Consider the following 26,961-nt stretch of genomic DNA (forward strand, 5'->3'; position numbering starts at 1 on the left):
ATTTTTTTACATAGTTTCAGCTGCATCTTTAATTGCATCAATTATGCAGTTCGCATTCCAGCCAACAATGGTTGCTGCTTTTTCTTCTAATTTAATTGGGACTTCTTCTACACCTAATGGTCTAACTAAAACAATAGGTATTTCATATTTTTCGCTTACAATTAATAAATCTTCAAAAAGTTCTTTATTATCATTATAAAGGCCGGCCAATAAAACAATCCTATCTACTTTTTGATAAAATTCTTCACCGGCAGTGGAATATGCTCCAGACATGGATTCTTTCCATAAAAAATCTGTCTTTGAGTATAATTTTTCTGTAAACTGATTATATTCTTTGTTTGTGTCAAATCCATTTGTTATTATTAAATTGTAAATTTTATTGTCTCTTTCATCTTCAAACATTTTCTCACCTTGCTTTTATTTTAAATATTATAATATAAAAATATTTATTAATTTTAAAAATGTAATTTTAATTATAACGATTTATTTTAAGGAATTATTTTTTATGAAAGCAGCAGTAATTGGATTAGGCGTAGAAGGAAAAAAAGCAGTAAACTCTCTTTTAAATCATGGATGGGAAGTTTATGCCACTGATTTGAATATTAATGTTGATTTATCTGGTTTAAATCTACCAAATTTGTCACTTGATGTAATTGATGAAACTCAAACAGTTTCAATTGTTGGAGATGGCATAACTCTTGATTTAGGTTTTACAAATCCTTATGACATTGATCAGTGCGATGCAGTAGCAATTAGCCCTAGCATGTTTGGAGGAGAATTTGCAACAAAATTATTAAAAAATTCAAATTTACTAAGTGATGTTGTAGACAAACATAAAGATATTTTTACTATCGGAATTACAGGGACTAATGGCAAAACAACCACTGTACATATGTTAAAAGAAATCTTGGAAAATGCTGGTAAAAATGTTTTAGTTGGAGGAAATGGGGGTGGAGGATTTTCAGGTTATTATGACTTAATTCTTGAAGCTAATGAAGGGGAATATGATATATTGCTTGTAGAGGTATGTGATATGACTCTTGATTTCTGCAAATATTGTTTTGATTTTGACATGATTGGTCTTACTAATATTGGTAATGATCATATGAATGTTCATAAAACCATTGCCAACTATAAAAATTCTCTTGTTAGATTTTTTGAGGGAAAAACAGTATTCACTGCATTTAATCAAGATTTTAACACTGATTTTAAAGAATCTAGCGATAAAAACATTCCTTATTTTGAATATCAGGATGAATTAAAATTATTTGGCAAATTTAATTTACTTAATGCAGGTCTTGCAACAGCCATAGCAAGGGAATTGAAAATACCTAAAGATGTTATTAAATCAACACTTTCTGAATTTAATGCTGTTGAAGGCAGATTAGATGTTTACAAAATTAATAATGTTTCTGTTTATGTTGGAAAAACTGATAATTCCGATGCATTAACTTCAATTTTATCTGAAAAAGATTTTTATGCTATATTTATAGGCACGCCCCGCCATAATGAAATCCACAGATTGGATATTTTAGATGCTGCTGTTAGGTATAATCCGGAAGTTATTGTATTATTCCCTGGATTGGATGATACTCTGGACATGGCGGTTTATAGATTAAATTCCCTCGGTTATATGGGGAATATCATTACGGTAAATTCTCTTGATGAAATTATCGAATTAGTTGCTGAGTATTCACATGAGGATGCTATATTAATAGGGGGCAATGGTCAAGATACTCTTATTAATATTCAAGAAAGAATTAAGTTAATTTCTGAAAATTTATAGGAAATTGCCTTTGTGCAATAAGCTTTTTATATAAGGTTAACTAAAATTATAACATTATTATATTTATTAAGGTGTATTAAATGAGTAGCGGTTGGAGAAGAATATCAATTACAATATGTTTGGCATTAATTGTTTTAAGTATATTATTTGTTGCATTTAGTGCAGCAACTAACGCGCCTTATACCGCTCAATCCGTTGCAGATGAGTATAATCTTCCTATAGGACAATCCATGTTTGAAAACCAATCTATTTTAGGTCAACAAGATTCAATTTCTGTACCATTGATATCAAATGTTGGATTCTTACAACATCAAATTACTGCATTAGATATTCAAGGATTATTAATGACTTTGACTACTGGTATGGTTCCATTTGATTTTTCAACTGTATCTAGTGAAGGTATAGACTCATATGGGGATGTGGTTAATGTAGAAGGCCCAGGATTTTTAACATTTGAAGGAGATAAATTGGCTGTAAAATCACCAAATAACTATGTATGGGGGTACAGTACTCCATATAAATGGTTAGTTAAAACTGATACTGGTGTGGATGTTGTTGAAAATGGAACTGTTGTTAAATCTGTTCCAGAAAATGAAATTAAGAATTTAGATTATCATAATGATTATTATAATAGTTCTACTATTAGAAGTTGGTATAACTATGATGCTCATAATGGGTCTACATTTACTTTAGAAAAAGGAATGAAAGGATTTTCTGATGGCAGGAATAATATTAGTGCTGCTGATGTGCCAGTAATATTTGGTCATGATGTTGTTGATTATGCATCTGAATATCCTACTGGTTCTCCTATTCTGTTATACTCTGGAAATTACACTGAAGAAGATGGTGAAGCTTATGGAACTTCTTTAGGATCACATGCAGAATATGGTGATTCAATTAGGGAAGTAAATGCAAGACAATTTGTTGATGCCTGGAATGGAACTGTAATTCCACCTAATTCAACTTCAAGTGGTAAAGATTATGTGTACTTTGAATCAGCTGTTGATCCAACTGCTCCTGGAGGAAGTGCAGCGCATGGTGTATGTCCGCCTGCTAGGGCTTTAAGAGCAGCAGTCACTGCTGAAGGTTTCGGTTTACCTGTTGGTATGACTTGGGACGAAGATGCAGTTTTATTTGGGTATAATCCTGCACAGGATATTACAGTTACAAATAATCATGATTATCCAGTATTGATTAAAATGTGGACTGAAGGTGAAGGTACTGGAATGGGTATTTACTGTCAAATTGTAAGATATATTCCGAAATAAGGAATATTTCTTTTTTTCTTTTTTATGTCAATCTCAACTATTATTACAGCGGCTGGAAAAAATTCCAGAATGAGAAATGATCAGATTTCTCGCAATATTGAATTAACAAATAAACTTATTCTTCCATTTAAAAATAAAACAGTTATAGAGACAACTATTGATAATGCATTATCTGCAGATATAGATGAATGTATTGTGGTACTTGGTCATTATGCTAATGAAATTCTAGAATCTATTTTTGATAATTATAAAGATTCAGTTAAATTTGTAATTAATAATCCTGTTGATGTAGGTTTGTCAGTATCACTTTACAATGGTTTATCAAATATTTCTTCTGATTTTGCATTGTGTATAACAGCAGACCAACCAACTGTGTCAACTGAAACTTTTAATCGTATGATTGAAGCAAGTCAGAACTCCAAAAATCCAAATAGGACAATTTCTATTTTGAGAAGAAGAAAAATTGGATTACTGGATAGTGCTGAAGGATTAGGCATGCCATTTGTAGCTCATCGTTTAAATTTAATGAATTATTTGGAAAATGAAGATGATAATATAAATCCAATTTTAAGAAAAATTTTCAATGATGGTTATACATTTTATGGAATAAAAGAAAAAAATAAAAAAGAATTATTAAATATTAATTATTATGATGATTATCTGGCTCTTTTAGATTGATTCAAGACCAGAAATAACTTCTTCGATTTTAGCTTTACTGATACCAACAGTCATTTCATTATCTTTAATATCGGCTGCTTTTCTTGAACCATCGCAACCTAAAGTGAAATTAACACCATTTGTGATATATGGGTCTGCAAATGCATCTCCACATAATGATTGAATACCTGCAAATGAAGGATTAATTTTTTCACCAGTTTTATAAACAATACTTTGGGCAAGTTTCATTCCACCAACAGGTTCGGTTATAATTTGAATAACATCTGCTTCAAAGTCTGCTTCATCCAACGGTGCATATATCATTCCCCAATGGATATCTTTAACAATAGAAAGTTTTGAAGTTAATTTTTTAGCGGTTTCTAAATCTTGGAATCTGCCTAATGAGAAATATTTTTCACCGTTTGCTAATTTTTCAGGCATATCTCTAAGTCCAATTGCACCTGCTCCACCTAAACATAACTGTTGATCAATTGTGGAGTAAAAAGTGTTTCCAAGTGAAGCTTTTCTAACCATTTCGCAATGTCTAATTTTTTCATCAATTAAGTCAATGCCTTCTGGTAAGTCATCTTCAGTTTTAATCAACTTCATTGCAACAGGTTTTGCATCAAGTTTAATTTTACTTTCAATCACTTCGCAATATTTTTTGTTTTTTTCCAAATTAGTCATTATAATCGCCAATATAATATTTGTATTAAGGAATTTTAAAGTCTTTTGTTTTAACACTGTTATTTTTACAGAAAGTCTTAAAATCACAAGCACTGCAGGTTCTTTCATCCGAATCTCCTTTCCATGCATCTTGAATTTTACATCCTTTCATCTCTTTAATTAATGATTCTTCAATATTTGAAACAACACTATCAAATTTTAAAAGTGCTTTTTCTCTTTCATATTCATCAACATTTATAATTCTAATGGATCTGTCAATTTTGAAGTTATCACTTAATTCAGGAGCTTTATCATCTTCTTGCCAGCTATTAATTAACTCAATGTCTTTATCATATTCATATCCAATATCAGTTAATCCATTGTTTAATTCATCTTTAATTAAAATCAAGTCCTCTTTTGAAGGAACTAATTCATTTAAGTAAAAAATAATTCCAGCTATTATTGGTTTAGATGATTTCTGTTCTGATCTAAGCCATGAATAAGTTAATATCTGTTGTTCATGAGTTTCCCATTTATTTTCAACTTTAGGATTGTTAACTTTTTCAGGGGGTCTTTTCATTCCTTTATAATCAATAAGTATTTCATACTCGTCATCTTTGTCAAATTTAGCAATTCTTTTCTGGAAATTCTCATCTTTCTTTAAGTATTCTATAATTCTATTATTATAATTATCAAAATTACTTTGTTCTAATGTTTTATTGATTTTAACAGATGATGAAACATCCACCACACCATTAATTCCATAGTAATTTGATCTACTAGTGTTTTCATCATAGTTGGGCATATCACGTATGCCTTTTATTAAGTGTTCAGATGCGTCAATTAATGGGAATAAATCTTTTCCCCAAATATTTATTGCTTTTTCAGCTCTAGCACTTGCTAATTTCTTATGGTCATGTTCATTTAAATCATCAATTGTTAATTCTTCATCTGATTGATTATGAATACTGAAAAATAAATCCTCATCAAATGGGTAAAGGCCTCTAACCTGTAATCTCAAATCAATTAAATCCTCAATTGGTCTAATATCCTTTTTCCAGTCCCAAGGAAAATGCATATTGTTTTGTTCCCATTGTATGTATGCTTCTTCGATAACTCCATGAATAAATTCCCCAAACCATCTTTGAACAGGTTTTGATGGTGGTAGTGTTCCTTTATTTTGGTATCTGTATTGTAAATTACAAGTTAAGTATGATAATAAATCTCCAGTTACACTGTATTCTGGAATCATATATGATTTTGATCTTGATGGCAATTTCAAATTAACACTTCCTAAATTAAATAAATTTCATTAAATCCAATATATTTTTCATCTCTACTCCATCCAAGAGCAACATTTGGGATATTAAAATGATTATTCTTTTTGTTATATCCTTCAATAGCAGGGTTTAGGCCAATTAGCAATAATACTTTTTCAGCTCTTGAAAATGCAACAAAGTAAAGTCTTGTTAAATCATCAAATGATTTGTCTTTTTCTCCTCTTTTACTTTGTCCAATCTTGCTGTATCGTCTTATTCTATCCTCAAGTGTTGTTTCTTCTTTAATTGATTTTGGGAATCTTAATTTCTGAGTCCTTATGTCATTTTGCTTAAATCTAGAACCCACATCTACAATAACTAATGGAAATTCTAATCCTTTTGACTGATGGATGGACAATACATTAATTCTATTGTCAGGTAATGTTTCAAGTAATGATTCATCAATCTGTATTCCTCCAGTAGATAAAGGAATGAAAATATTCCAGATAGCTTCAAGAATAGATTCTCTTTCTTGTTTTTGGGTTCTAAAAGAAATATTTGAATGATAATCATTAAAAAATCCTGTTTGTGTAATGGATTGTGTAATTGCTTCTAGATATACAATACCTTCCACGTCTTCTTGTAATTCTTCAATCCAAGTCGTTATTTTGTATGCAAGTTCCATCAAACTTGCAGTTTTGGGCCATTCTTCATGCCCTCTTGGTCTTCTAAGTTGCCAATATGTAACAAATTGGGATAATGTTATTGGTTCATGAGGTTCAGGATTTAACTTAATAAAATCTTTAGCCTTTATTCTCCAACGTCTCATGTTGTGTGTTGCTAATTTAGGTATTGTCTTATCAGATTTTTGCACAGTACTATCAGGATCAATACATTCAAGCATTAAACCACAAAAAATACCAACAATATCAATATCTTGAAGCTCAATTCCTCTGGGGTTAAATACTTCAATCGGTTGTCTTAATTTTTTAAGATTTTTTCTAAGATAATGTAAGAATGAACGGTTGCCGTAATATGTTTCTTTAGGTGAATATGATAAAATTGCAATGTCTGATGCTGAACCGTAATCACTATCTAACTTAAGAGTTATTTTTTCAATTTCTTTTCCTGCTTTTACATTTTCCGCTTTAATTTGCTGTAATCTTGCTATGTCAATTACACCATTTACTTTTTCATAATATTCCTTATTTAAAACCTGCAGTACTTTAATTTCAGCTTCACCTTTGTTTACAAGTTGATTGATTAACTTTGATAAATCTTTTGCAAGCATTTCTGGGTTGTTTCTAAACATTCCTAAAATTGGCATTTTATCATTATCGAAATCTGGAGCAATGATTTTAGGCTTATTTTCAACTCTTGCATTCTGATATTCACTATCCAATTCAGCAAATTGATTGCAATGTTCTATTATATTTTCTGTTGAACGATAATTTGTCCTTAAATTTATTTCTTCAACTTCAATACCTAGTTTTTCATTAATGCGTTCTTGGTAAGTTGTGAATAAATCAACGGTGGCTCCTCTAAATCTATAAAGTGACTGATCATCATCACCTACTACAGTTATATTGCCATTATTTGCAATAGCGGAGCGGGCAATTGTAAAGTAAATATCTTCTTGAAGTAAATTTGTGTCCTGATATTCGTCGATTAGAACAATTTTAGTTTCATTTAAAAATGTTTCTAATTCATTGTTTTTTAATTTTTTAAGAAATTCTGATTCAAGCATAGCAAAATCAATTGTATTTCTATTTTGAAGTTTATCTTCATATTTTTTTATACAGTCAAGGGCAATGCGTGCTCCACTATCTTTTTGGGTTTTATTGTATAATTCATTGAAATCGACCTGATCGTAATAGATTCTATTTTTTATTTCAATTAGAATTTCACTTAGTTTAGATGGTTCTTCGATTTTTTCTTTACCGCTCACTTCTTTAAGATATTCTACTAGATTTTTATTGAGATATTTTTCATCTTCAATAATGATTTTTATCATTGCGGAGTTAGCTACAAACCCTTCAATAACTATTGCTTGATTTTCACCGGGTTTTTTATATTCTCTAAGCAATTCTTCCGCAATGCTGTCTGTTGTACCTATTTTTATTTGATTAAAATCAATTCTTGTAATCTTTGTAATATTGTTGAAATCGTGAATTGTGTTTAGAAGATGATTTTTAATCATATCTCCCCAACCTAATATTCTTGAATACAATTCATCAGCTGCTTTTCTTGTAAATGTTGTAGCTATTATTTCATTTGGTTCAATATCATCTACAAAAATGTATTTTAATATTTTCAGCACCATTACAGTTGTTTTTCCAGAACCTGGTCCTGCAACAAGAAATAATGATTTATTGCAAGGAGCTAAAATTGCATTTTTCTGTTCTTTATTTGAAGAAATATCTCTTTTAAGTATATTAACAACCATGTCTTCAAATTCTTCATATGAAATCATATTTTCCCTCAAATTTAATATAATTTAATTTATGTTAATCATATTAATAAAATAATGTAAAGAGCATTTGAAAAGTAATCTTGAATATTTTATATAAACTTTAATTATTTTAAAAACATAACATTACTGGGAAGTTATCTTCCCATAATATGCATAGAATAATTTAGAAACGATTTGTTTCTAACTTACTATTTTTAACAACACGAATTATTTAAATATTATTTTAACTTAAATATAAATATTAATTTTAATTTTAGCTGATATTATGTCTGAAGTAAACAATATAGATATGTTCAAAAATGATGTGAGGTATAGGGAAAACATTGCCCATATTGAAACAATACCGGCTAAAAAGGCTAGTTTTAAAAAAGTTGATAATTTAAATGAAAATATTGTCAATTACTTATATTCAAAAGATGTGAAATTATACAAACATCAGGCAGAGACATATGAAGCTATTAAAAATGGTGAAAATGTAATTATTACAACACCGACAGCATCTGGAAAAACTTTAGCTTTTAATCTACCCATAATGGAAACTATGATTGAAGATGATAATGCTACAGCTCTTTATATTTATCCTGCAAAAGCATTATCTAATGATCAGTTACATGTTCTAGAAAATCTTGAAAAGGAATTGGATATAACTATCAATCCGAGAACTTACGATGGAGACACTCCAAGAAATGAAAAAAGAGGAATTCGTGAAAAATCAAGGATTGTTCTAACAAATCCATATCAATTACATTTAATTTTATCCTGGCATCATCAATGGACAAGATTTTATAAAAATCTCAGATATATTGTAATTGATGAATCACATTATTATAAAGGAGTATTTGGTTCTAATGTTTCATTTTTAATTAAAAGGTTAAAAAGAATAGCTAACTTTTATGGTTCTTATCCTCAATTTATTTTATCATCTGCAACTCTTGCTAATCCATTGGAATTAGCTAATAGATTGACTGGGCAGGATTTTGTATTGGTTGATAATGATACATCTCCCAGTGGCGAGAAAGACTTCATTTTATATAATCCTTTTCAAAACTATGTTAGAAATAAGGTTTATGCTCAAAATGCACCTTCTGTGCATATGGAAACTGAAAATATTTTCATGTATCTGATGTTAAAAAATATCCAAACATTGTGCTTTACAGTTTCAAGGAAAACCACAGAATTAATTGCAATGTGGGCTAAAAAAGATATGACTCAAGTAAAAGGAAAACTGGCCCATAGAATTGCAGCATATAGGGCAGGATATCAACCTCAGGAGAGGCGTGAAATTGAAGAAGGTCTTAAAAGTGGAAAATATCTTGGAGTTACATGCACAAATGCTTTAGAACTTGGAATCAATATTGGTTCTCTTGATGCAGTCATTATTTCTGGTTATCCTGGAACTATGATTTCTACTTGGCAACAATCTGGAAGGGCAGGTAGAAGTAATCAAAAATCAATCGCGATATTAATAGCATTTGAAAATCAGTTGGACCAGTATTTCATGAATAATCCAAAGTTTTTCTTTGACAAACCTCATGAAAATGCTATTATTGACTTGACAAATCCAATATTGCAGGAAGCCCATTTACTGTGTGCTGCAAAGGAATTGCCTCTTAAACGTGGTGAAGCAGAAAAATACTTTGACATATCTCAGGATGTTATAGATGAGCTTGTCTCTAAAAAGGATTTATATGAAAATCATCGTGGAGACTTTATGTATCCTTATGATGACAATCCTGCAATGGATCATTCTTTAGATCAGATTTCATCAGAAGAATTTAAAGTAATGGTTAATGGAAGGCTTTTAGAGACTATGGAACGTTCCCAAGTTTATAGGGAAGCTCATGAAGGAGCTATTCTGATTAATAAGGGAGATACTTACGTAGTTAATAGTGTTAATCTAAAAAAAGGTTATGTGAATGTGTCAAAAGAAGTTGTAGATTATCATACAATGGTTTTAAATAAAACTGAGACCAATATTAAAAAGAAATTATCAAAAACAAAATATGGTGATTTGACAATTCATTTCGGTGAACTTACTGTAAGTGAAGATTATTTTAAATATAAAAAAATGCACTTTTCAAAACCTATTGGAACATTTTTACTTGATTTGCCTCCTTTAACATTTAATACAAAAGGATTATGGTTTACAATTCCAAAAGAAGTTAAAGATGCTGTGGAAGACATGTTTCCAAATGATGAAGAAGTTTTTGCTGGCGGTCTTCATGGTGCAGAACATGCTTTAATTGGTCTATTTCCACTTCATACAATGTGTGATAGATTTGATATTGGTGGACTTTCAACAAATTATCATGAAGACACCCAAGAGGCTACAATTTTTATCTATGATGGTTATGAAGGCGGAATTGGAATTACCGAAAAAGCAGTAGATGTTTTTGTTGACCTTTTAAATTCCACAATTGATTTATTAAACAATTGCAAATGTAAGAAAGGTTGTCCTGCATGCATTTATTCTCCAAAATGTGGAAATGATAATAAGCCACTCCATAAAGGTGCAACTAAATATATACTTGAATACATGAAAAAATTAATTTCTGATGAGGTTGATGGTCAAAAAGAGGATATTATTGATGTTCAGTCCACTGTTGATGATTCAAAGGAATTTGAAGAAGCTTATCAATTATATGAAAATGGGGATTATTCTGCTTCAAAAGATATTTTAAATAATATCTTAGCAAATGATAAAAAACATGTAAGATCATTGGCTTTAATGGCTCAAATATTATATGATCAAGATCAAAAAGATATTGCATTACTATTTACTAAAAAAGCGCTGGCAATTGACAGGTCAAATGAAATGGCTAACAATTTGGAAGTGTTATTGACCAATAAATCTAAAACTAAAGAAAATCATTCTGATTTATCTTCACTTGATGATGTTGATACATTGTTTGAGGAAGCATATGACATGTACAGTCAAGGTGATTTGGATGCTTCTTTGAACATTTTAGAAAAATTACTTGATTTTGACAGTAAAAATGCAGAAACGTTGGCCTTAATGGGATTAATACATTATCATTCAGGTTTTTTCCCTAAAGCTGTTGAATATTATAGAAAAGCAACAAAAATAAATAAAAATGGCGAAATGGTTAAAGAATTAAAAATACGGGTGTCTTAAGCTAGTTATTCATAAGGTGAGAATCCCTCTTGGAAATGTTCCACTACTTTTTCCAATTCTTCTGGAATGTCTATTTTTTGAGTACAATAATCAAGACAAGTTCCACAATATGTGCATTCATCTGCAGGAACTTTTTCATCCCCTAATTTATCGAAATATAATCTGTAAATATTGGATTCCGGTTGGTTCTTACTTGTATTGTATAGATTGAAATATTCCGGAATAGGGATCATTTCTGGACATGCATCAACACAATATCCGCATTCGCTGCATGATACTGCAAGATTGTCTGAAAGTTTCTGAGCCATTTTTTCTAAAAATTCGTTTTCTTCTCTATTCAACGGTTTGAAATTCTCATAGGTATCGCAATTATCAAGTAAATCTTCCATTTTGCTCATGCCACTTAATACCATTTTAACATGTTCAAGTGATGCGCAGAATCTTATTGCAAAACTGGCTATTGATTTATTTGGATTGAACTCTTTAAAATCATTTTTAATTTCATCGTTTGGATTTACAATAACCCCACCTTTTAGAGGTTCCATTACATAAACGTCAAGCCCATGTTCTACACATAAATCATAACATTTATGAGCTTCAATGGCCGGATCTTCCCAATCAAGGTAATTGAGTTCTAATTGAACAATATCAAAGATATCTCCATATTCATCAAGGACCTCTTTTAATAAATCTGATTTGTCGTGAAAACTAAATCCAATTTCACGTGCAATGCCATTTTCTTTCATTTTTTTAACATATTCAAAGGTATCTGCATTTTTTGCATTTTTAAGCCATGGTCCGTTGATATTGTGTATGAAAAATACATCAAAATAATCAATTCCAAGTCTTTCAAGCATTTCATTAACAAATTTTTCGTTGTCTTCACTGTTAGTTAATGCCCAAGTAGGCATTTTATCGCAAATCTTGAATGTTTCACGGGGATATCTTTCGACTAGTGCTTTTCTGATAGCTACTTCGCTTTTACCATTATGATAAGCGTAAGATGTATCGAAGTAGTTATATCCTTTTTCCATGTAAATATCAACCATTTTATTAAATAAATCCTGGTCGATTGATGATGGATCGTTTTCATCGGTTGTTGGAAGTCTCATACATCCAAAACCAAATTTAGATTTAAAATTCATAATACTATCTCCTATTAATTATTACTTATTTTTTGATTATTTATATATAAATGTTGTTAAACTCAACATTAATTTAAATAATTTTAAATTTAAGTATTACTCGAATATTCTCTGGATATTAAATACTTTTATAAATTAACAAAACTATAATTAGTATATTAATGTTTAAGGAGTAGTAAAATGCATGAATTATCTATGGCTCAAGGTATTATAAATGCAGTGTTAGATACTGCAAAAGAAAATAATGCTACTGAAGTTAACAAAGTTACAATTGAAGTTGGGAGATTAGCTATGATTAATCCGGAACAACTGCAATTTATCTTAGGTGTTTTAATTGAAAACACCATAATGGAGGATGCAGAAATTAATTTTGAGGAAGTTCCCGTTGAAATGAAATGTTTTGATTGTGATTTCCACGGTAATGCTGTACTTGATGATAGTGATCACTATGCACCACTTGTTAAATGTCCTAAATGCAATAGTCTTAAAATTGATATATTGAATGGAAAAGATATCATTGTTAAAAATATTGTTATTGAAAAACCTGATGATGCTTAAATTTAAGGAGGTAATAATATGCACCAAGTTGCTGATGTAGAAGTTGCAAAAAATATTATGGATGCTAATAAAAGATTAGCTGATAAAAACTTAAAAAATTTAGAAGATAAAAACATATTCTGTGTTGATTTTGTCGGAGCAATTGGTTCTGGTAAAACAACTCTTGTGGAAGATATTATTGATAATACTGATTATAAGATTGGCGTTCTTGCAGGAGATGTTATCTCAAAATTTGATGCAGGACGTATAGAAAAACACAATGTACCTGTAGTTGGATTAAACACTGGTAAAGAATGTCATTTGGATGCACATTTGGTAGGTCACGGACTTGCAGATTTGCCGTTAGATGATTTGGATATGGTTATTATTGAAAATGTGGGTAATTTGATTTGTCCTGTTGACTTTGAATTAGGTTCCCATTTAAGAATTGTTGTTGTTAGTGTTACTGAAGGTGACGATACTGTAGAAAAACATCCAATTATTTTCCAAACTTCAGATGTTGTTGTTATCAATAAAATTGATTTAGCGGATGCAGTTGGTGCTGATGCTGATAAAATGGTTGCTGATGCTCAAAAATTGAATCCTAAAATTAAAATAATCAAATCTAGCTTAAAAGAAGGTAAAGGATTAGACGAAATCATTTCAACTATTGAAGAAGCTATGAACTAAATCCATGGTGATTTTATGAAAGTATGGATAGATATTTCAAATGCACCTCATGTTAGGTTTTTTAAGAATGTTATTAAGTATCTAGAAGCTGAAGGTGAGGATGTAATCGTTACAGCAAGGCAATTTGGTGATATCCATAAATTAATGGAAATGTATGATATTGATTTCATTTCTGTTGGTAAACATGGTGTAAGCTTATATGATAAGCTTAAAGAAAGCACTTCAAGAGTTTATAATCTTGTTGATGTGATTCATGATGAAAATGTGGATGTTGCACTTAGCAAGCATTCAATTGAACTTCCAAGAATCAGTTTTGGTTTAGGAATTCCAAGTTTATATGTGCTTGATAATGAACATGCTTTAGCTGCTAATAAATTAACTCTTCCTTTGTGTGATAGAATTATTACACCAAAAATTATTGACATGTGGAAATTAATGAAATTTGGTGCGGATCCAAACACCATTATTTCTTATGACGGAACTTCTGAACTAATGCATTTTAAAGATTTTAAGTATAATGATAATATATTCGATGATTTAAATCTAAATTTAACTCATCCTAAAACTATTTTGATGAGGCCAGAACCTTCCCTTGCATCCTATTTGGATGCTGATTGTAGAAAATCAGTTTTATCTCCAATAGTTGATGAACTGAAAAATGTAGCAAATATTTTAATTCTTCCAAGATTTAAAGAACAAGCTGAAATTTTTGAAGGAATTGAAGGGGTTTCTATTTTAAAACCTCCTGTCGACACTTCAAATATCATTAAAAAATGTGATTTGGTTATTGGTGCTGGAGGTACAATGAATAGGGAAGCTGCAATATTGCAAACTCCGGTTATTTCCTGTTATCCCGGTAAAACATTATCTGTTGACCAATATTACATTAATAAAGGTTTAATGTATAGATCTCAGGATACTGATGAAGTTATCCATAAAGCTTTGGAATTTATCGTTAATCCTCATGAAAGGATTGATGTTAAAACTGATGATTTATTCCAAATTATTATAGATAACTTATATGATTTAGCTAAAAATGGTAAATAGTTATTTATAATACAAATTTTAAATACTTTATATAATATTTAATTTATTTATTTTTGGGCTGGTAGCTCAGATGGTAGATCGTCGCCTTGGCATGGCGGAGGCCCCGGGTTCAAATCCCGGTCAGTCCATTTAATTTTAAAAAATAAAAGAGAATTGTGATTATAATATGTTGTTGATTGCTCAAAACCATTTACAATTAATTTTAGAAGTTGGATTAATGTTGTTTGTAACATTAGTCTTTTGTCTTAACTTGATTCCATTGTCACTTAGTATTGTAACCTTCTTATCATTATTCATAATGGGAGGATTAACACTTCTTTTTGGTGCGGATATTGCACTTCTTGTGTTATTTTCAAGTCAAGCGGAATTTACTCACCCATTTGGACCAATTGCATTACTTGGTGCTGTAACTGCACTTGCTTCGTTAAAAGTAATGTCGGAATCTGGTGTTGATATTAGACCACTTAGAAGATTTGTAATTTTATTCTTAGCTGGAATTACAGTATTCGGTGGATTAATGCACAGATCTTTCTTAATTTTATGGTTACTTGGTTTATTCTTAGGATACTTAATGATTTCCAAATCTTTCAGAGAAAAATCTGTATTTACATTAAAGAGAATCATGATGTTTTTCGGTGCAGCTGGAGCAGGTTTTATTTTTTTAGAAGTTCTTGCTCGTGTATCTGGCATGACAATTTTCTCTCCACTTTTAAGATTAGGTAGAATTGAACAATACTCTTTATCAAGTATTAAAATGGTATTAAACAACATTCAATTAATAGGGCATAATGCAAATGCTTCTTATTGGGGAGCAGATGGAACAGCATTTGCTGAAGGATATATTACTTTGCCAATGCAATTAATTTTATTTTTTGGATTGCCTTTCCCACTATTCTTTGGTGTGCTTGTAAACCAAAAAGATACAATTGATTATATGCTTCCAGGTATATTTGGATGGGGATTCGACTTTGGAATATTGGGTCTCATTGGTCTGATGATATTTGTACTTGGAACAATCATCATTGGATTTAAAGTATTAAATATGTACAGAGAAAAAAGAGAGAAAAATAATAAAAAATACTTGGGAAGGGAAGTATTATTAACAGGTGCATTAGCAGCATTCTGTGCACAATCATTAATTGGATTATTTATATTTAACAGATCCATCAATGGTATGGCATTGTTAACATTCTTATTTGTAGGTGCATTAATTTTAGCTAATGTAGTCTCGTTAAAATCAAGATCATAATTAGAGGTAATTAAATGAAAGCTTTAATATTGCTTGGATGTCCAGAAACTCCTGCACAAACCCCAATGGCAGTTTATGTATTTAATAAGTTAACTAAAATGGGTTATGATACTACAATTGCAGCTAATCCTGCAGCATCCAAATTAGTAAAAATATCTGACCCTGAAGGATTATATAATCTTAATTTAATTGATTTGGAAAGAACATTAGGTGAAATTAACGAAGGAGATTATGATTTACTTGTTGGATTTGTACATAAAGATGCGGCAGCTTCCTTTTTTGTAACATTTGATCAAATTTTAAATACCAAATCCATTGCGTTAGTATTTTCAAGAGATGCTGATGAAGTGGCAGAATTTGTTAATATGATTGAAGAAAGTGGAAGCAAGGCTTTAATTTCTGCTGTTCGAGCATTCCATAATCCTTCACCGATTAAAGTTAAATTTGATAAAGCTATTAAGGAGTTTGAATAATGTCATTCTGTTTAGATACTTACCTTCAACAATCTGATGATTATGAAATTCATGCTTCAAAAGCTGGTTTTAAAGATTGTGCCATGATTATCAGATTCAAAGCTGATGATTTAGTGTATGTTAAGCCGGGAGATGAAGTTTTAGGTGTTAGAGTAATTGGTATTCCTCCAATTCCAATTGGATTTGACCATAATAAAGGAACTGTATTCATTCCATATACCAAACCTTGTCATGGAACTTCTGTTGTCGAACTTCCGATAAATGAAGAAGAAATTGAAAAAATCAGAAAACTTGATACTGGTAATAAAAAATGAAATCAACTGTTGTAGGCAGTTTTCCAGCTAAGGAAAGCTCCCCATCTAATTTTAAAGATAAAATATTAAATACTTTAGGATTATATGATCCTTTTAGAGAGGCAATCAGAAGTAGTGTAATTGCTCAGCTTGATGCTGGAGTAGATATAATTTCCGACGGTCAAGTTAGGGGAGATATGGTTTCTATTTTTACAAAATATATTCCAGGAATGAAAATTGAGGATGGAAATACAGTAATCGTTTCTAAAATAAGAAATCCAATTAAGGAAATCTCTATTAAAGATATGCAATATGCAAAAAAGGTCATGAAAGAGTATTATAATGGCAACATTCCGGATGGTAAAGGAATTAAAGGAATTATTACCGGACCAAATACTATAGTCCACTCTTCAAGAATTGAATCTTTTTATAAAAACAAAGAAGATGCAATCATTGATTTAGCACATAGTCTAAAATTTGAAGTAGATTCAATAGCTAAAAAAGTAGAACCTGTTTATATTCAGATAGATGAACCATTTTTATCCACTGGAATGGTGGATATGAATACAGCTCGTGAAGCTATTGATATAATTCATGATGGTTTGGATATACCTTTGGGAATGCATGTATGCGGTATTTTATCTAATGCATTCAAAGACCTTGCAAAATTTAACATTGATATTTTAGATATGGAATTCGCAGGAAATAACATAAATCTTGGGGTTTTAGAGAAAAATGCATCATTGCTTACTAATAAAAAAGTGGGATTTGGATGTATTGATTCATCGGTGCATACTGTTGATGATATTGGTGACATTGACATGTTAGTAAGTAGAGCTATTGAAATTGTTGGGAAGGACAATTTGCTTTTAGATCCGGATTGCGGTCTTAGAAGGTCACCAAAAGATGTTGCTTTTGAAAAATTAAAGTTGATGAATGAAATTAAAGATAAATATGCATAGGTAAAATGTATTTCGGATTTTCATTTATCGGATTACTATTTTTAATAATGTTGTTTATTCCAAATGTGTTGTGGAATAAATTTCAACCAACGGATTATGAAAAGTACTCTAAAAGAGAAAATATCATTCTATTGGCTTTTGAACGTGTTGGACAAGTATTGGTATGCATATTTTCTTTATTTTGCGGTGTTAATTTTAATTTGTCTATTTGTGTTGCAATTCCTTTTATTATATTGATATTATATGAATTTTATTGGATTAAATATTTTAAAAGCAATAAGACAATGGGAGATATGTATAGTGACTTTTTAAAAATTCCACTCCCCGGTGCTACATTGCCTGTTTTGGCATTTGTCTTTTTAGGGATTTGTTCAGATAATATACTTTTAATATTTTCCACTATAATTTGGGAACTGGTCATATTGGTATTCATTTAGCTCATAAAAAAGAAATTAATTGATGAACATTACTTCGGTAGTTATATATTCTTAATTGTTATAAAAATTATAATTAATATGTGAAGTTTATTAAATTAATGCATTATTTGAAAGAAGATTATTTTTATGATGTAGGGATGCAGTTGAAAATATTGTTCTAATCATTCAAAACATCTTATTTAAGAAATACTGATTGTTCTATGAAATATTTAGAATATGTTGTTGAAGAAGATTTTGATAAAAAATTTTAAATTTAAAATAATTATTCCAGATTAGGTGGTTAAATGAAATTTTTAGTTATTAATGGATCTCCTAGAAAACAGAATACTTATAATGTTATTAAACAAGCAAAAGTTAATTTAAATGGTGATTTTGAAGAAATAAATTTAATTAAGGAAAATATCCCCATGTGTAACGGATGTTTTAAGTGTATTCTTGAAAGTGAGACAGAATGCCCTCATTATGATAAAATCGATCCAATAATCGAGAAGTTGCACGAATGTGATGGTTTAATTATTGGTTCGCCAGTCTATGCGATGAATGTTACAGGACTTTTGAAAAACTTCTTTGATCATACTGCTTATTTGTATCATAGGCCTGAATTTTTTACTAAAAAAGCATTGGTTGTTGTTACAACTGCTGGTGCAGGTCATAAAAAAGTAGCTAAGTACATTGATGAAACATTAAGGCATTGGGGAGTAAATAAAGTTTATAAAATATCATTTGCTTGTGGTGGGAATGATTCATTGGATAATGATAAAGTTAATAAAGTGTCTCAAAAATTTGCATTTGATTTAATATCGAACAAATTACATTCTCCTAAGTTTACAGATATTATATTTTATAATGTATGGAGAGCTATGGCATTATCAAAAGATCCTATAAAGGCAGATAAGGAATATTGGTTTAATACTGGTTTAGTTAATCATGATTTTTCACCGGAAGTCAAATTGAATATTCCAAAAATTGTATTTGCAAAAATTGTATTTAATGTTTTAAAAAAAGCAATTAAATAATAATATGGATTTTAAAGTAATGTTATATATCTGAAATGATAAATTTATTGTACTGATTAATTAATTGGGATTATAATGGTTTTAAGGGAAAACAGAATTTTTTATTTAGATGAATTAAGAGCTATTGCAATTTTATGCGTAATATTTGCTCATACAATTCAAAATTTTCCCACTAATATGGATTATTTAACATCTCCCACTCTTCTTTCTTATCTTACAGTTGCTAGAATGGGTGTTATTCTTTTTTTCATGATTAGTGGGGCATTGCTGATTGGCAGGGAATATAATTTATCTGATTTTTTAAAAAGAAGATTTGCCAGAGTATTAATTCCAACAATTTTTTGGCAGATTATTGGATATTTATCAGTTCTAATTTTTATAGGTTTTACTTATGATAATTTAGTTCAAGCAAGTGTTCAAGTTGGTTTTCCATGGTTTGTATGTGCAATTTTAGGGATTTATTTTGTTATTCCCATATTTAATTCCTTTATTAAAGAATATGGGATTAAAGGTGCAGAATATTTCTTGATTATATGGGTATTTTTAGTTATATTAACAAATATGCAGCTAAATGAAACTTATTATATTGATTTCATATTCAACAATGTAGGAATATATATTGGATATGCAGTTTTAGGTTATTATTTAGCAAATAAAGAGTTTAATATATACTCTTTTCCTATGGTTGTAATATGCAGTGTTCTTTTTATTATTTCTCTTGCTTTAAATAGTTATTATGCATTTAATTTTAGTCATGTATTTTACATAGAGTCCTATTCAATTATTGTTCAATGTGCTTTGTTATTTTTGATTTTAAGGTATATGAGTAAATTAGCTAAATTTAGACCAAAGTTTGTTTTATCAAAACTACATTCATTTGTTCAAAATTCATTTATTGGTAGCTTTATTTACTATTTAAGTATTTTTAGTTTTACGATTTACTTAATGCACGGTTTTATTGTAAATGCAATTATTAAATACATGCCAGTTACTCAATTTAGTATGATTCCAGCAATATTTCTATTAATAGCTGTAATTTCTATTGTTATTGCTGCAGTTTTGTCTAAAATGCCTATTATCAGCAAGTTGTGCGGTATTTATTGAGAAAAATAGAATAAAAAAGTATGAATATGAAATTTATCTATATTCATGTTTAAAGTTTTTGTCATATAGCTTAGATGCATTAAAATCTCCAGGGTCTAAAACATCTCCAACTATAATCATTGCAGTCTTTGTTATATTGGCATCTTTTACTTTTTGTGCAATATCCTCGAGGGTTCCTTTGATTATTTGTTGGTCTGGCCAAGTTGCTTTTTTAACAACAGCAATAGGTGTAGTTTTTTCATAACCTACAAGTAATTCATCAACCACTTTATCAATCATACCAATACCTAAAAAAATGCACATTGTTGCATGATGTTTGGAAAAACTTGCTAAACTTTCACCATCTGGTTTTGGAGTCCTACCTTCTGGACGGGTAATAATTACACTTTGTGAAATTTCCGGTAAGGTTAATTCTGCTTCGAGTACACTTGCAGTACCAAATAATGAACTTACTCCAGGAATAATTTCATATTCGATATCATGTTTTTTAAGTTCACGGATCTGTTCAGCAATTGCTCCATAAATTGATGGATCGCCTGTATGAACACGAGCGACTAGTTTTCCTTCATCAACTGCTTTTGTAATGATTGCATCTGTTTCATCTAAATTTAAATAGGCACTATTATGAATCTCACAGTCTTCACGAGCAGGAGATAAAACATCAGGATTTACAAGTGAACCTGCATAAATAATTACATCAGCTTTTTCTATGACATTCCTTCCTTTAACAGTTATTAATTCAGGATCTCCAGGACCCGCACCAATGAATATAACTTTTCCTTTCATATTTTAATTTTTTATTTCAAGTATTATTTAATTATTATGTATCAAAATTGAATTTTAATCTGAGCAAACTTTATTAATATTTAAATTAATTAGAAAATATGAATGATAGAGGTTTTGTTTCAGTTGAATACATTTTTACATTATTTATACTCTTTACAATTGGATGTGGTTTATTGTTTTATTCCTCATCACTTATTAACTCAAGTATTAATATTGAAGATTCTGTATCTCATAGAATCATTTTAAATGATGTTTCTTGTGTAATTAGCCAAGTTAATTCAAATGGTGTTGGTTATTCAAAATACATTAAACTGCCATCGGATAAAGGTTATTTTGAAATTACTGTTGATAAATCCAAACTGACAATAGAATATGATAATAAGAAAGGTGAAACTATGCTTCCTCTTTTGAATATGGATTCTAAATATAAATTAATCAGCGGGAGAGGATATTATATTTCAAAATCTGATGATGGAAAAATTGTGATAACATGACAGGTGACAATGGACAGATTTCAGCAGAGTTATTATTTCTGTTTGGAACACTAATAATCGTTTTAATGATTTCTATTGTGTTTATTTCAGATGAAAATGAACTAAATATTGCAATGGCAGCAGCACACAGCGGTGTTATAGAAGGGCTTGCTACATCATCAAGCGGAATTTATCCTGCAGATGCTTACAGTGATTATTCAAATTCTAAAATGAATGTATTGGAACCATATTCTGTTGAGATAGTTAATATTTCATATACTGAGCTTGGAGGAGATAATAATTATGATAAAAAACAAATCCAGTTTAAAGTTTATGCAAAAACATCTGACAGATTCAATAATAAAGAATTAACTTCAATTGGGGATAGGATAAATTATAACTTAAGAAAATCCATTGCAGTTAGTTTTAATTCAATAAATGCCACCAATAAACTTTATAATCCAGTTTTTTCACCTCATTATGTTTACACGACCGCTAATGTTAAATGGGTATAAATACATATATTGATTTCATGTATAGTGAAGATGAAAAAAAGCAGTTGATGGAAGATTTAAAAGAAATGGAAACTTTTAAAGTGGATACTGGGGATGAAGGTAAAATATTGCAGAACGATTTGGAGGAATATTTCATCAATGGAAATGGGGATAGGGAAGATTTAACTTTCAGAATTGAATTATACTTCTATGCTTTTAAAATATTCTGTAGAAAACCAGTTGTTATTGATAGAAACCAATTCACAATATTTTTCAATGATTCATTGCTTGATTGGAATTTAATAAAACTGATTATGGATGATTTATCAGACTTTGAACTTGAAATTGAAGCAGTTAAAGAAGAAAGAGATGTGCTTATTAATTTAAATTTCACACTTCATTACTAAATTTTGAAAATATTACAAGCGTTGCTTGTGGTAATTTCATCAACTGTGCCGATATCCATATTCTTAATTTCAGCTATTTTATAAACTGCATTTACAACATTTGCAGGTTCATTTCTCTCTTCTTTTGTCATTGCCAAATAAGGACTGTCCGTTTCAGTTAAAATATAGTCCAAGTCTATTTTTTCAATCAAATCCTGGTGCTGTTTAGAATAGCAGAGCATAGTAGAAAAGCTCATATATGCATTGTCCATATTCATTATTCTTTTTGCAGTTTTTAAGCTACCACCATAGCAATGAAAAACAAAATAAGGAATATCTTCATATTCATAGATGATATTAACAGCTTTTTTTTCACAATCCCTTACATGCATTACAATTGGTTTTTTGTATTCATTAGCTAATTCTAAAAAACCGGTGAATATTTTCTGCTGTCTTTTGCGTAATGAGTTATCGGTTACATAAAAGTAGTCCATTCCAACTTCACCAATGGCTACAATGTCATCTAAATGTTCAACAATGTTTTCATGAGCAGTTTTTATTTCATCATCAGTTGCATTTTGTGAACTTACAGGGTGAAAACCGAAAGTTGGATAAATAAAACCTTCATAATCTTTTGAAAGTTTCAAAACGTCCATATTGCTGTCATTACTGTACCCTGAAACAATTACATTATCTAATTTATCTTTGGCTCTTTTGATAACTTCATCCCTATCATCATCAAAATCTTCAAAATCAATATGGCAATGTGTATCAATCATATTATGCACCAAACCTTCTTTCTCTTGCCTGATATGATCTGATTGCCCTTATAAAATCAACTTTTCTAAGTTCCGGCCATAAAGTTTCACAGAAATATAATTCTGAGTATGAAGATTGCCAAAGTAAAAATCCACTTAAACGTTCCTCCCCGCTGGTTCTAATGATTAGATTAGGATCATCAAGTCCTGCTGTATAAAGATTTTTACTTACAAGTTCTTCATCCACATCATCAATAGATATTTTTCCATCTTGCACATCTTTAATAATCTTTTTAAACGAATCAATAATTTCTAAACGTCCATCGTATCCAATAGCTAAGTTGAGGAATCTTTTATTATATTGTGCTGTTGCATCTTCTGCTTCTTTTATTGCTTCTTTCACATTATCCGGAAGTAATTCAGTTCTGCCTACTACTTTAACTTTTACTTCATATTTATGTATTTTCGGATTGTCCACTAATCTTTTGAAGTTAATGACAAATAAGTTCATTAATCCATCTATTTCATGTTTTGATCTATTGAAATTTTCTGTTGAGAAAGCATAAGCAGTAATAATCTCTATTCCAAGTTCAATACTCCAATCCATTACTTTTTCTAAAATATTCACACCCATTTCATGTCCTTTAACAACATCAATGTTTCCTTGTAATTTTGAGTATCTTCTGTTGCCGTCCATAATAAAAGCAACATGTTTTGGCATTTTTTCAGGAACTAAATTCCTTGAGATGTACCATTCATATAATCTGTAAAGTATATTTTCTGCCATGTTATCCCTTTTTTTATTTAAAAGTTATCTAGAGTATTTGCTAATATTAAACTACGAACATACCCTTCAATACTTTGATCTCTGCTTGTATCAATGTATATTTTATCCATTCCAAAGGTTATTGCACCATAACTTGGCCAGGAATTAAGTAAAACTAATGTCCTAAATATGATATTTCCCACTCTTCCGTTTGGGGCAACAATAATATTGCAATCATCTTTAATTGCTTTTTCAACTAGAATATAATAGTTTTTAACTTCTTCTCCAGTAGTTTCTTGGATAAGTTTTGTTAGTTTCTCGCTGTCTGTAATAGATTTTGACACTTCTTCGCCTCTTCCAAAATCATCTTTTCTTCCTTCTGCAAGAACTGCTATTTTTGGAGTTTTTCCAAGTCTTTTATAAAAAGCAATGCAGTTTTTGACAATATTTAATTTATCTTCTACACTGTTGCCTTCATCGATTCCAACAGGTGTTAATAGAAATTCATATTCGTCTCCATTAACATAAGTTGCTCGGGTAATCTCTGGGTAGATTTCCTTTAATTCCCTCATAATATTAGAAGCTGGAAGTGACCCGCGAACCACACCATGTATTTTATTATCTAAAACTGCACGCACTAAGTCTTCATCACGATATATTAGTTTTAAATCCGTTTTTGGGTGTTTTTCTTTAAAAATATGACAAGCTTGTATTATATTTTCATTTTTTCCAACACCAATAGCTATTGTTTTCATTAGTATAACTTTTAGTATTATCTTATATAAATTAATTTTTCTTGAATGGTTATCTTTAATTTAAACATTATGGAACTTAAAAAAAGCAAGAGGAATATTTTATCCTCAATTTATATTTGATTATCAAAATTGTCAATTGCGCTATTTACTAAATTAATGATTGTTTTTGATAAATCTGGATATGTATCATTAATTGGAATTGGAATATTGTCACAGTAAACGACATCAAGACCAGCATTTATTGCATCTTTTGTTGCAACATCAACTGCGGCAGCTTTAAGTTCACTGAGCATCACATCGGCATTATCCATATATTTTTTCATATCTTCACGTAAAAGCGGCCTATTAGATAAATGGGATGTTGTACCAATGATTTTGCATTTGTAATTTTTCTCTAAATACTGAACTAGTTTGTCTTTAACACCTTCAGGTGCGGTAGTTGCAAATAAAACATTTTTACCAGAAATGTCCTCTAATGGTTTAGGCCTAAATACTGTTGAAATAATTGGAGCATCTGGATTAATTTCTTGTATGAATTCTTCAATTTTAGCTATTTTATCCTTTGATGCCATAGGTTCTTCACACATTGTTAAGATAATTAAATCTCCAAGTGAAATCCTGTAAGGTCCAAAGTAACCTGTTACTGTTTCAATTGGTTGATTTGCACCAACAAGTGTGATTTTTTTATCAGTTTTGATAGGGGGTATTGCAGCTCCGCTACCTTCAAAAATTGCTAATTTTGAATCAACTTCATTGGCTAACTTTGCTCCCTTTTTCATATTGGTCAAAAATACTTCGCCAGCCATTCCACCGCCGCAACGTCTACAACCTATGGTTAATATCCTACTCATTAAAGCATCTTCCCAATGATCACTTGCTGCATGAATTCCTTTTTCAGATTGTTCTAGGAGAAATTTTGAGGTTATTTCTAATTCTTCACCATGGACTATTTCAGGTTCGCTAGGTCCGCCTCTACCCATAGCTATTACACAAGGTTCATAATTATTTTTGTCAATTAATCTAGATACAAATCCGGATACTGCAGTTTTGCCAATACGTTTGCCAGTTCCGAGAATTGTAATTGATGGTTTTTTCATAATGTCATATTGTGATACAGGTTCAAATTTAAAATCCGGACCTTCATAACTTATTCCTTCATTAAGTACACTACAAGCTATTTTAAACCGTTTAGGATAATCCAATATTGGTTCATCACTTAAATCCATGACTGTATCAATATTATATTGTCTAATCATACTGACGATAATATCATATGGAATATCTTTATCTTCTGCAAATTGAACTGGAACTCCTAGTTTTTGTGAGTATGTTTCTTCCGAATCATCTCTAAGCTTTTCAGTTCCTCCAATAAAAACAGCACCAGCAACATCAATATGCTCCAAGTTGTTTAAAGTATCTATTGCTTGTTGTGTAACAGGTAAGTAGTGTTCACCATCAACCAAACATAGCATCTTGTTAATAGCTTTCATAAAAATTAATATTGATTTAATGATATATATTATTATATGGATATTTCTGAAATTAATTTAGATGAAACGCATATCAGATTAACAACTGATCTTAGTTGTCATGATTTAAAAAGATACATATTTTCTATTAGAAGGGATTTAAAAAATTATATTTTTAAAAATCAGGAATTTGCATTGTCATTAGAACCGATTAAATCTGAAGATAATCTTCCATTAATTGTAAAAACAATGATTGATGCATCCAATATTGCTGATGTTGGTCCAATGGCTTGTGTTGCAGGTGCAATATCTCAATTGTCGCTTAATTATTTAATTGAACAGGATTCTAAATATTCCATTGTGGAAAATGGTGGAGATATTGCCCTTATAAATGATTCATCATTATTGTGCGGAATTTATTCCAATAATCAAGTTCTGGGAAATGATATTGCTTTTAAAATTAAACCTAGAAAAAAACCTTTAGGGATTTGCACTTCATCAGGAAAAATTGGGCACTCCATAAGTTTTGGCAAATCAGACAGTGTTACTGTTATTTCAAAATCATCTGCCATCTCAGATGGAATTGCAACCCGAGTTGCTAATGAAGTTAATGGTAGTAATAGTGAAGAAAAAGTTTCAAAGGGTTTGGAATGCGGGGAGGATTATAGTGAATTTTTTGACGGTCTATTAATAATTTCAGAAAATAATGTGGGAACTGTTGGCAGATTACCAAAAATTATTGAGACTAAAGAGTTTGATGTAAAAATTGTTTAACATTTTAACTATTTTAAATTAAAATGATTAGTTTAACAGTGTTAAAATTCTTTTTAATTTAATATTTATTTAAATTACTTTTATGGAATTATAATATTATTA

At 30.0% G+C, this 26,961-nt stretch carries 27 protein-coding genes, 1 tRNA gene and 1 pseudogene; 19 read left to right on the forward strand and 10 right to left on the reverse strand.

Annotated elements, in window-relative coordinates; genetic code table 11:
• Positions 1-6 precede the first annotated feature (6 nt).
• Positions 7-402: a nuclease gene (locus tag EDC42_RS06255; RefSeq protein WP_123833415.1), complete on the reverse strand. Its 396-nt coding sequence runs from the start codon at positions 400-402 to the stop codon at positions 7-9.
• 103 nt (positions 403-505) lie between these two features.
• On the opposite strand from EDC42_RS06255, the gene EDC42_RS06260 reads away from it, so the two are divergent.
• The 3 genes from EDC42_RS06260 (at position 506) to EDC42_RS06270 (ending at position 3,732) form a co-directional block, all read left to right on the forward strand.
• Complete coding sequence (locus EDC42_RS06260; protein ID WP_069574406.1) at positions 506-1,786, forward strand: Mur ligase family protein; 1,281 nt, start codon at positions 506-508, stop codon at positions 1,784-1,786.
• 80 nt (positions 1,787-1,866) lie between these two features.
• Entirely contained in the window at positions 1,867-3,054 is a 1,188-nt protein-coding gene (locus tag EDC42_RS06265; protein WP_069574405.1) for a hypothetical protein, read from the forward strand.
• Between the two features lie 24 nt (positions 3,055-3,078).
• Positions 3,079-3,732 (forward strand): nucleotidyltransferase family protein, encoded by a 654-nt coding sequence (locus EDC42_RS06270; protein WP_069574403.1) that lies wholly within the window; start codon positions 3,079-3,081, stop codon positions 3,730-3,732.
• Here EDC42_RS06270 and EDC42_RS06275 read toward each other — a convergent pair.
• Genes EDC42_RS06275 through EDC42_RS06285 form a run of 3 tightly spaced genes read right to left on the reverse strand, consistent with a single transcriptional unit; the run spans position 3,724 to position 8,109 of the window.
• Positions 3,724-4,398 (reverse strand): DUF169 domain-containing protein, encoded by a 675-nt coding sequence (locus tag EDC42_RS06275; RefSeq protein WP_069574414.1) that lies wholly within the window; start codon positions 4,396-4,398, stop codon positions 3,724-3,726. The genes EDC42_RS06270 and EDC42_RS06275 overlap by 9 nt on opposite strands.
• Positions 4,399-4,423: 25 nt before the next feature.
• A complete protein-coding gene (locus EDC42_RS06280; RefSeq protein WP_069574401.1) occupies positions 4,424-5,659 on the reverse strand; it encodes a PD-(D/E)XK nuclease family protein in 1,236 nt (411 codons plus the stop codon).
• 11 nt (positions 5,660-5,670) lie between these two features.
• A complete protein-coding gene (locus EDC42_RS06285; RefSeq protein ID WP_069574399.1) occupies positions 5,671-8,109 on the reverse strand; it encodes a UvrD-helicase domain-containing protein in 2,439 nt (812 codons plus the stop codon).
• A 265-nt stretch (positions 8,110-8,374) separates the two neighbouring features.
• Between EDC42_RS06285 and EDC42_RS06290 the strand changes: the two are divergent.
• Positions 8,375-10,663: pseudogene (locus tag EDC42_RS06290) on the forward strand (DEAD/DEAH box helicase); the annotation flags it as partial.
• A gap of 587 nt (positions 10,664-11,250) precedes the next feature.
• On the opposite strand, the gene EDC42_RS06295 reads toward EDC42_RS06290, so the two are convergent.
• Entirely contained in the window at positions 11,251-12,390 is a 1,140-nt protein-coding gene (locus EDC42_RS06295) for an aldo/keto reductase (RefSeq protein WP_069574395.1), read from the reverse strand.
• Between the two features lie 180 nt (positions 12,391-12,570).
• On the opposite strand from EDC42_RS06295, the gene hypA reads away from it, so the two are divergent.
• The 11 genes from hypA to EDC42_RS06350 all read left to right on the forward strand — a co-directional run bounded on the left by hypA (position 12,571) and on the right by EDC42_RS06350 (position 20,198).
• Complete coding sequence (gene hypA, locus EDC42_RS06300; protein ID WP_069574392.1) at positions 12,571-12,948, forward strand: hydrogenase maturation nickel metallochaperone HypA; 378 nt, start codon at positions 12,571-12,573, stop codon at positions 12,946-12,948.
• Positions 12,949-12,966: 18 nt separating this feature from the next.
• A complete protein-coding gene (gene hypB, locus EDC42_RS06305) occupies positions 12,967-13,617 on the forward strand; it encodes a hydrogenase nickel incorporation protein HypB (RefSeq protein WP_069574388.1) in 651 nt (216 codons plus the stop codon).
• Between the two features lie 15 nt (positions 13,618-13,632).
• Positions 13,633-14,664: a DUF354 domain-containing protein gene (locus EDC42_RS06310; RefSeq protein ID WP_069574385.1), complete on the forward strand. Its 1,032-nt coding sequence runs from the start codon at positions 13,633-13,635 to the stop codon at positions 14,662-14,664.
• Between the two features lie 55 nt (positions 14,665-14,719).
• A tRNA-Ala gene (locus EDC42_RS06315) sits at positions 14,720-14,792 on the forward strand.
• Positions 14,793-14,830: 38 nt separating this feature from the next.
• On the forward strand, positions 14,831-15,913 hold the full coding sequence (locus EDC42_RS06320; RefSeq protein WP_069574381.1) for a hypothetical protein: 1,083 nt from the start codon (positions 14,831-14,833) through the stop codon (positions 15,911-15,913).
• A 14-nt stretch (positions 15,914-15,927) separates the two neighbouring features.
• On the forward strand, positions 15,928-16,386 hold the full coding sequence (locus tag EDC42_RS06325) for a DUF1890 domain-containing protein (RefSeq protein ID WP_069574377.1): 459 nt from the start codon (positions 15,928-15,930) through the stop codon (positions 16,384-16,386).
• A complete protein-coding gene (locus tag EDC42_RS06330) occupies positions 16,386-16,700 on the forward strand; it encodes a DUF1894 domain-containing protein (RefSeq protein WP_069574372.1) in 315 nt (104 codons plus the stop codon). Before EDC42_RS06325 ends, EDC42_RS06330 begins: the two co-directional genes overlap by 1 nt.
• The gene (locus EDC42_RS06335) at positions 16,697-17,641 is read left to right on the forward strand and encodes a methionine synthase (protein ID WP_069574370.1); all 945 of its coding nucleotides are present in this window, start codon (positions 16,697-16,699) and stop codon (positions 17,639-17,641) included. The genes EDC42_RS06330 and EDC42_RS06335 overlap by 4 nt, the downstream gene beginning before the upstream one ends.
• 5 nt (positions 17,642-17,646) lie before the next feature.
• On the forward strand, positions 17,647-18,078 hold the full coding sequence (locus EDC42_RS06340; protein WP_198923026.1) for a hypothetical protein: 432 nt from the start codon (positions 17,647-17,649) through the stop codon (positions 18,076-18,078).
• A 284-nt stretch (positions 18,079-18,362) separates the two neighbouring features.
• A complete protein-coding gene (locus tag EDC42_RS06345; protein ID WP_069574368.1) occupies positions 18,363-19,094 on the forward strand; it encodes a flavodoxin family protein in 732 nt (243 codons plus the stop codon).
• 75 nt (positions 19,095-19,169) lie between these two features.
• The gene (locus EDC42_RS06350; protein ID WP_069574366.1) at positions 19,170-20,198 is read left to right on the forward strand and encodes an acyltransferase; all 1,029 of its coding nucleotides are present in this window, start codon (positions 19,170-19,172) and stop codon (positions 20,196-20,198) included.
• A 33-nt stretch (positions 20,199-20,231) separates the two neighbouring features.
• On the opposite strand, the gene cobM is transcribed toward EDC42_RS06350, so the two are convergent.
• Positions 20,232-20,984 carry a precorrin-4 C(11)-methyltransferase gene (cobM, locus tag EDC42_RS06355; protein ID WP_069574360.1) on the reverse strand — a complete coding sequence of 251 codons (753 nt, stop codon included), beginning with the start codon at positions 20,982-20,984 and terminating at the stop codon, positions 20,232-20,234.
• 98 nt (positions 20,985-21,082) lie between these two features.
• Here cobM and EDC42_RS06360 point away from each other — a divergent pair, with 98 nt between their 5' ends.
• The 3 genes from EDC42_RS06360 to EDC42_RS09540 are packed head-to-tail and all read left to right on the forward strand — an operon-like array spanning position 21,083 to position 22,358.
• Entirely contained in the window at positions 21,083-21,478 is a 396-nt protein-coding gene (locus tag EDC42_RS06360) for a hypothetical protein (protein ID WP_069574356.1), read from the forward strand.
• Positions 21,475-21,972 (forward strand): hypothetical protein, encoded by a 498-nt coding sequence (locus EDC42_RS06365; RefSeq protein WP_069574352.1) that lies wholly within the window; start codon positions 21,475-21,477, stop codon positions 21,970-21,972. Before EDC42_RS06360 ends, EDC42_RS06365 begins: the two co-directional genes overlap by 4 nt.
• 17 nt (positions 21,973-21,989) lie before the next feature.
• The gene (locus tag EDC42_RS09540; protein WP_069574412.1) at positions 21,990-22,358 is read left to right on the forward strand and encodes a hypothetical protein; all 369 of its coding nucleotides are present in this window, start codon (positions 21,990-21,992) and stop codon (positions 22,356-22,358) included.
• Here EDC42_RS09540 and EDC42_RS06375 read toward each other — a convergent pair.
• The 4 genes from EDC42_RS06375 to EDC42_RS06390 all read right to left on the reverse strand — a co-directional run bounded on the left by EDC42_RS06375 (position 22,355) and on the right by EDC42_RS06390 (position 26,106).
• Positions 22,355-23,116, reverse strand: coding sequence for a TatD family hydrolase (locus EDC42_RS06375; protein ID WP_069574349.1), 762 nt, complete (start codon positions 23,114-23,116; stop codon positions 22,355-22,357). The genes EDC42_RS09540 and EDC42_RS06375 overlap by 4 nt on opposite strands.
• A gap of 1 nt (position 23,117) precedes the next feature.
• Positions 23,118-23,882, reverse strand: a complete 765-nt coding sequence (uppS, locus tag EDC42_RS06380; RefSeq protein WP_069574346.1) for a polyprenyl diphosphate synthase — start codon at positions 23,880-23,882, stop codon at positions 23,118-23,120.
• Positions 23,883-23,899: 17 nt separating this feature from the next.
• Positions 23,900-24,616, reverse strand: coding sequence for a methanogenesis marker protein Mmp4/MtxX (gene mtxX, locus EDC42_RS06385; RefSeq protein WP_069574343.1), 717 nt, complete (start codon positions 24,614-24,616; stop codon positions 23,900-23,902).
• A gap of 110 nt (positions 24,617-24,726) precedes the next feature.
• A complete protein-coding gene (locus EDC42_RS06390; RefSeq protein ID WP_069574342.1) occupies positions 24,727-26,106 on the reverse strand; it encodes a P-loop NTPase family protein in 1,380 nt (459 codons plus the stop codon).
• A gap of 36 nt (positions 26,107-26,142) precedes the next feature.
• Between EDC42_RS06390 and EDC42_RS06395 the strand changes: the two genes are divergently transcribed.
• Entirely contained in the window at positions 26,143-26,859 is a 717-nt protein-coding gene (locus EDC42_RS06395; RefSeq protein ID WP_069574335.1) for a UPF0280 family protein, read from the forward strand.
• The last annotated feature ends 102 nt before the right edge of the window (positions 26,860-26,961 follow it).

The sequence above is a fragment of the Methanobrevibacter gottschalkii DSM 11977 genome (assembly GCF_003814835.1).
In the GTDB taxonomy this organism is placed as follows: Archaea; Methanobacteriota; Methanobacteria; order Methanobacteriales; family Methanobacteriaceae; genus Methanocatella; species Methanocatella gottschalkii.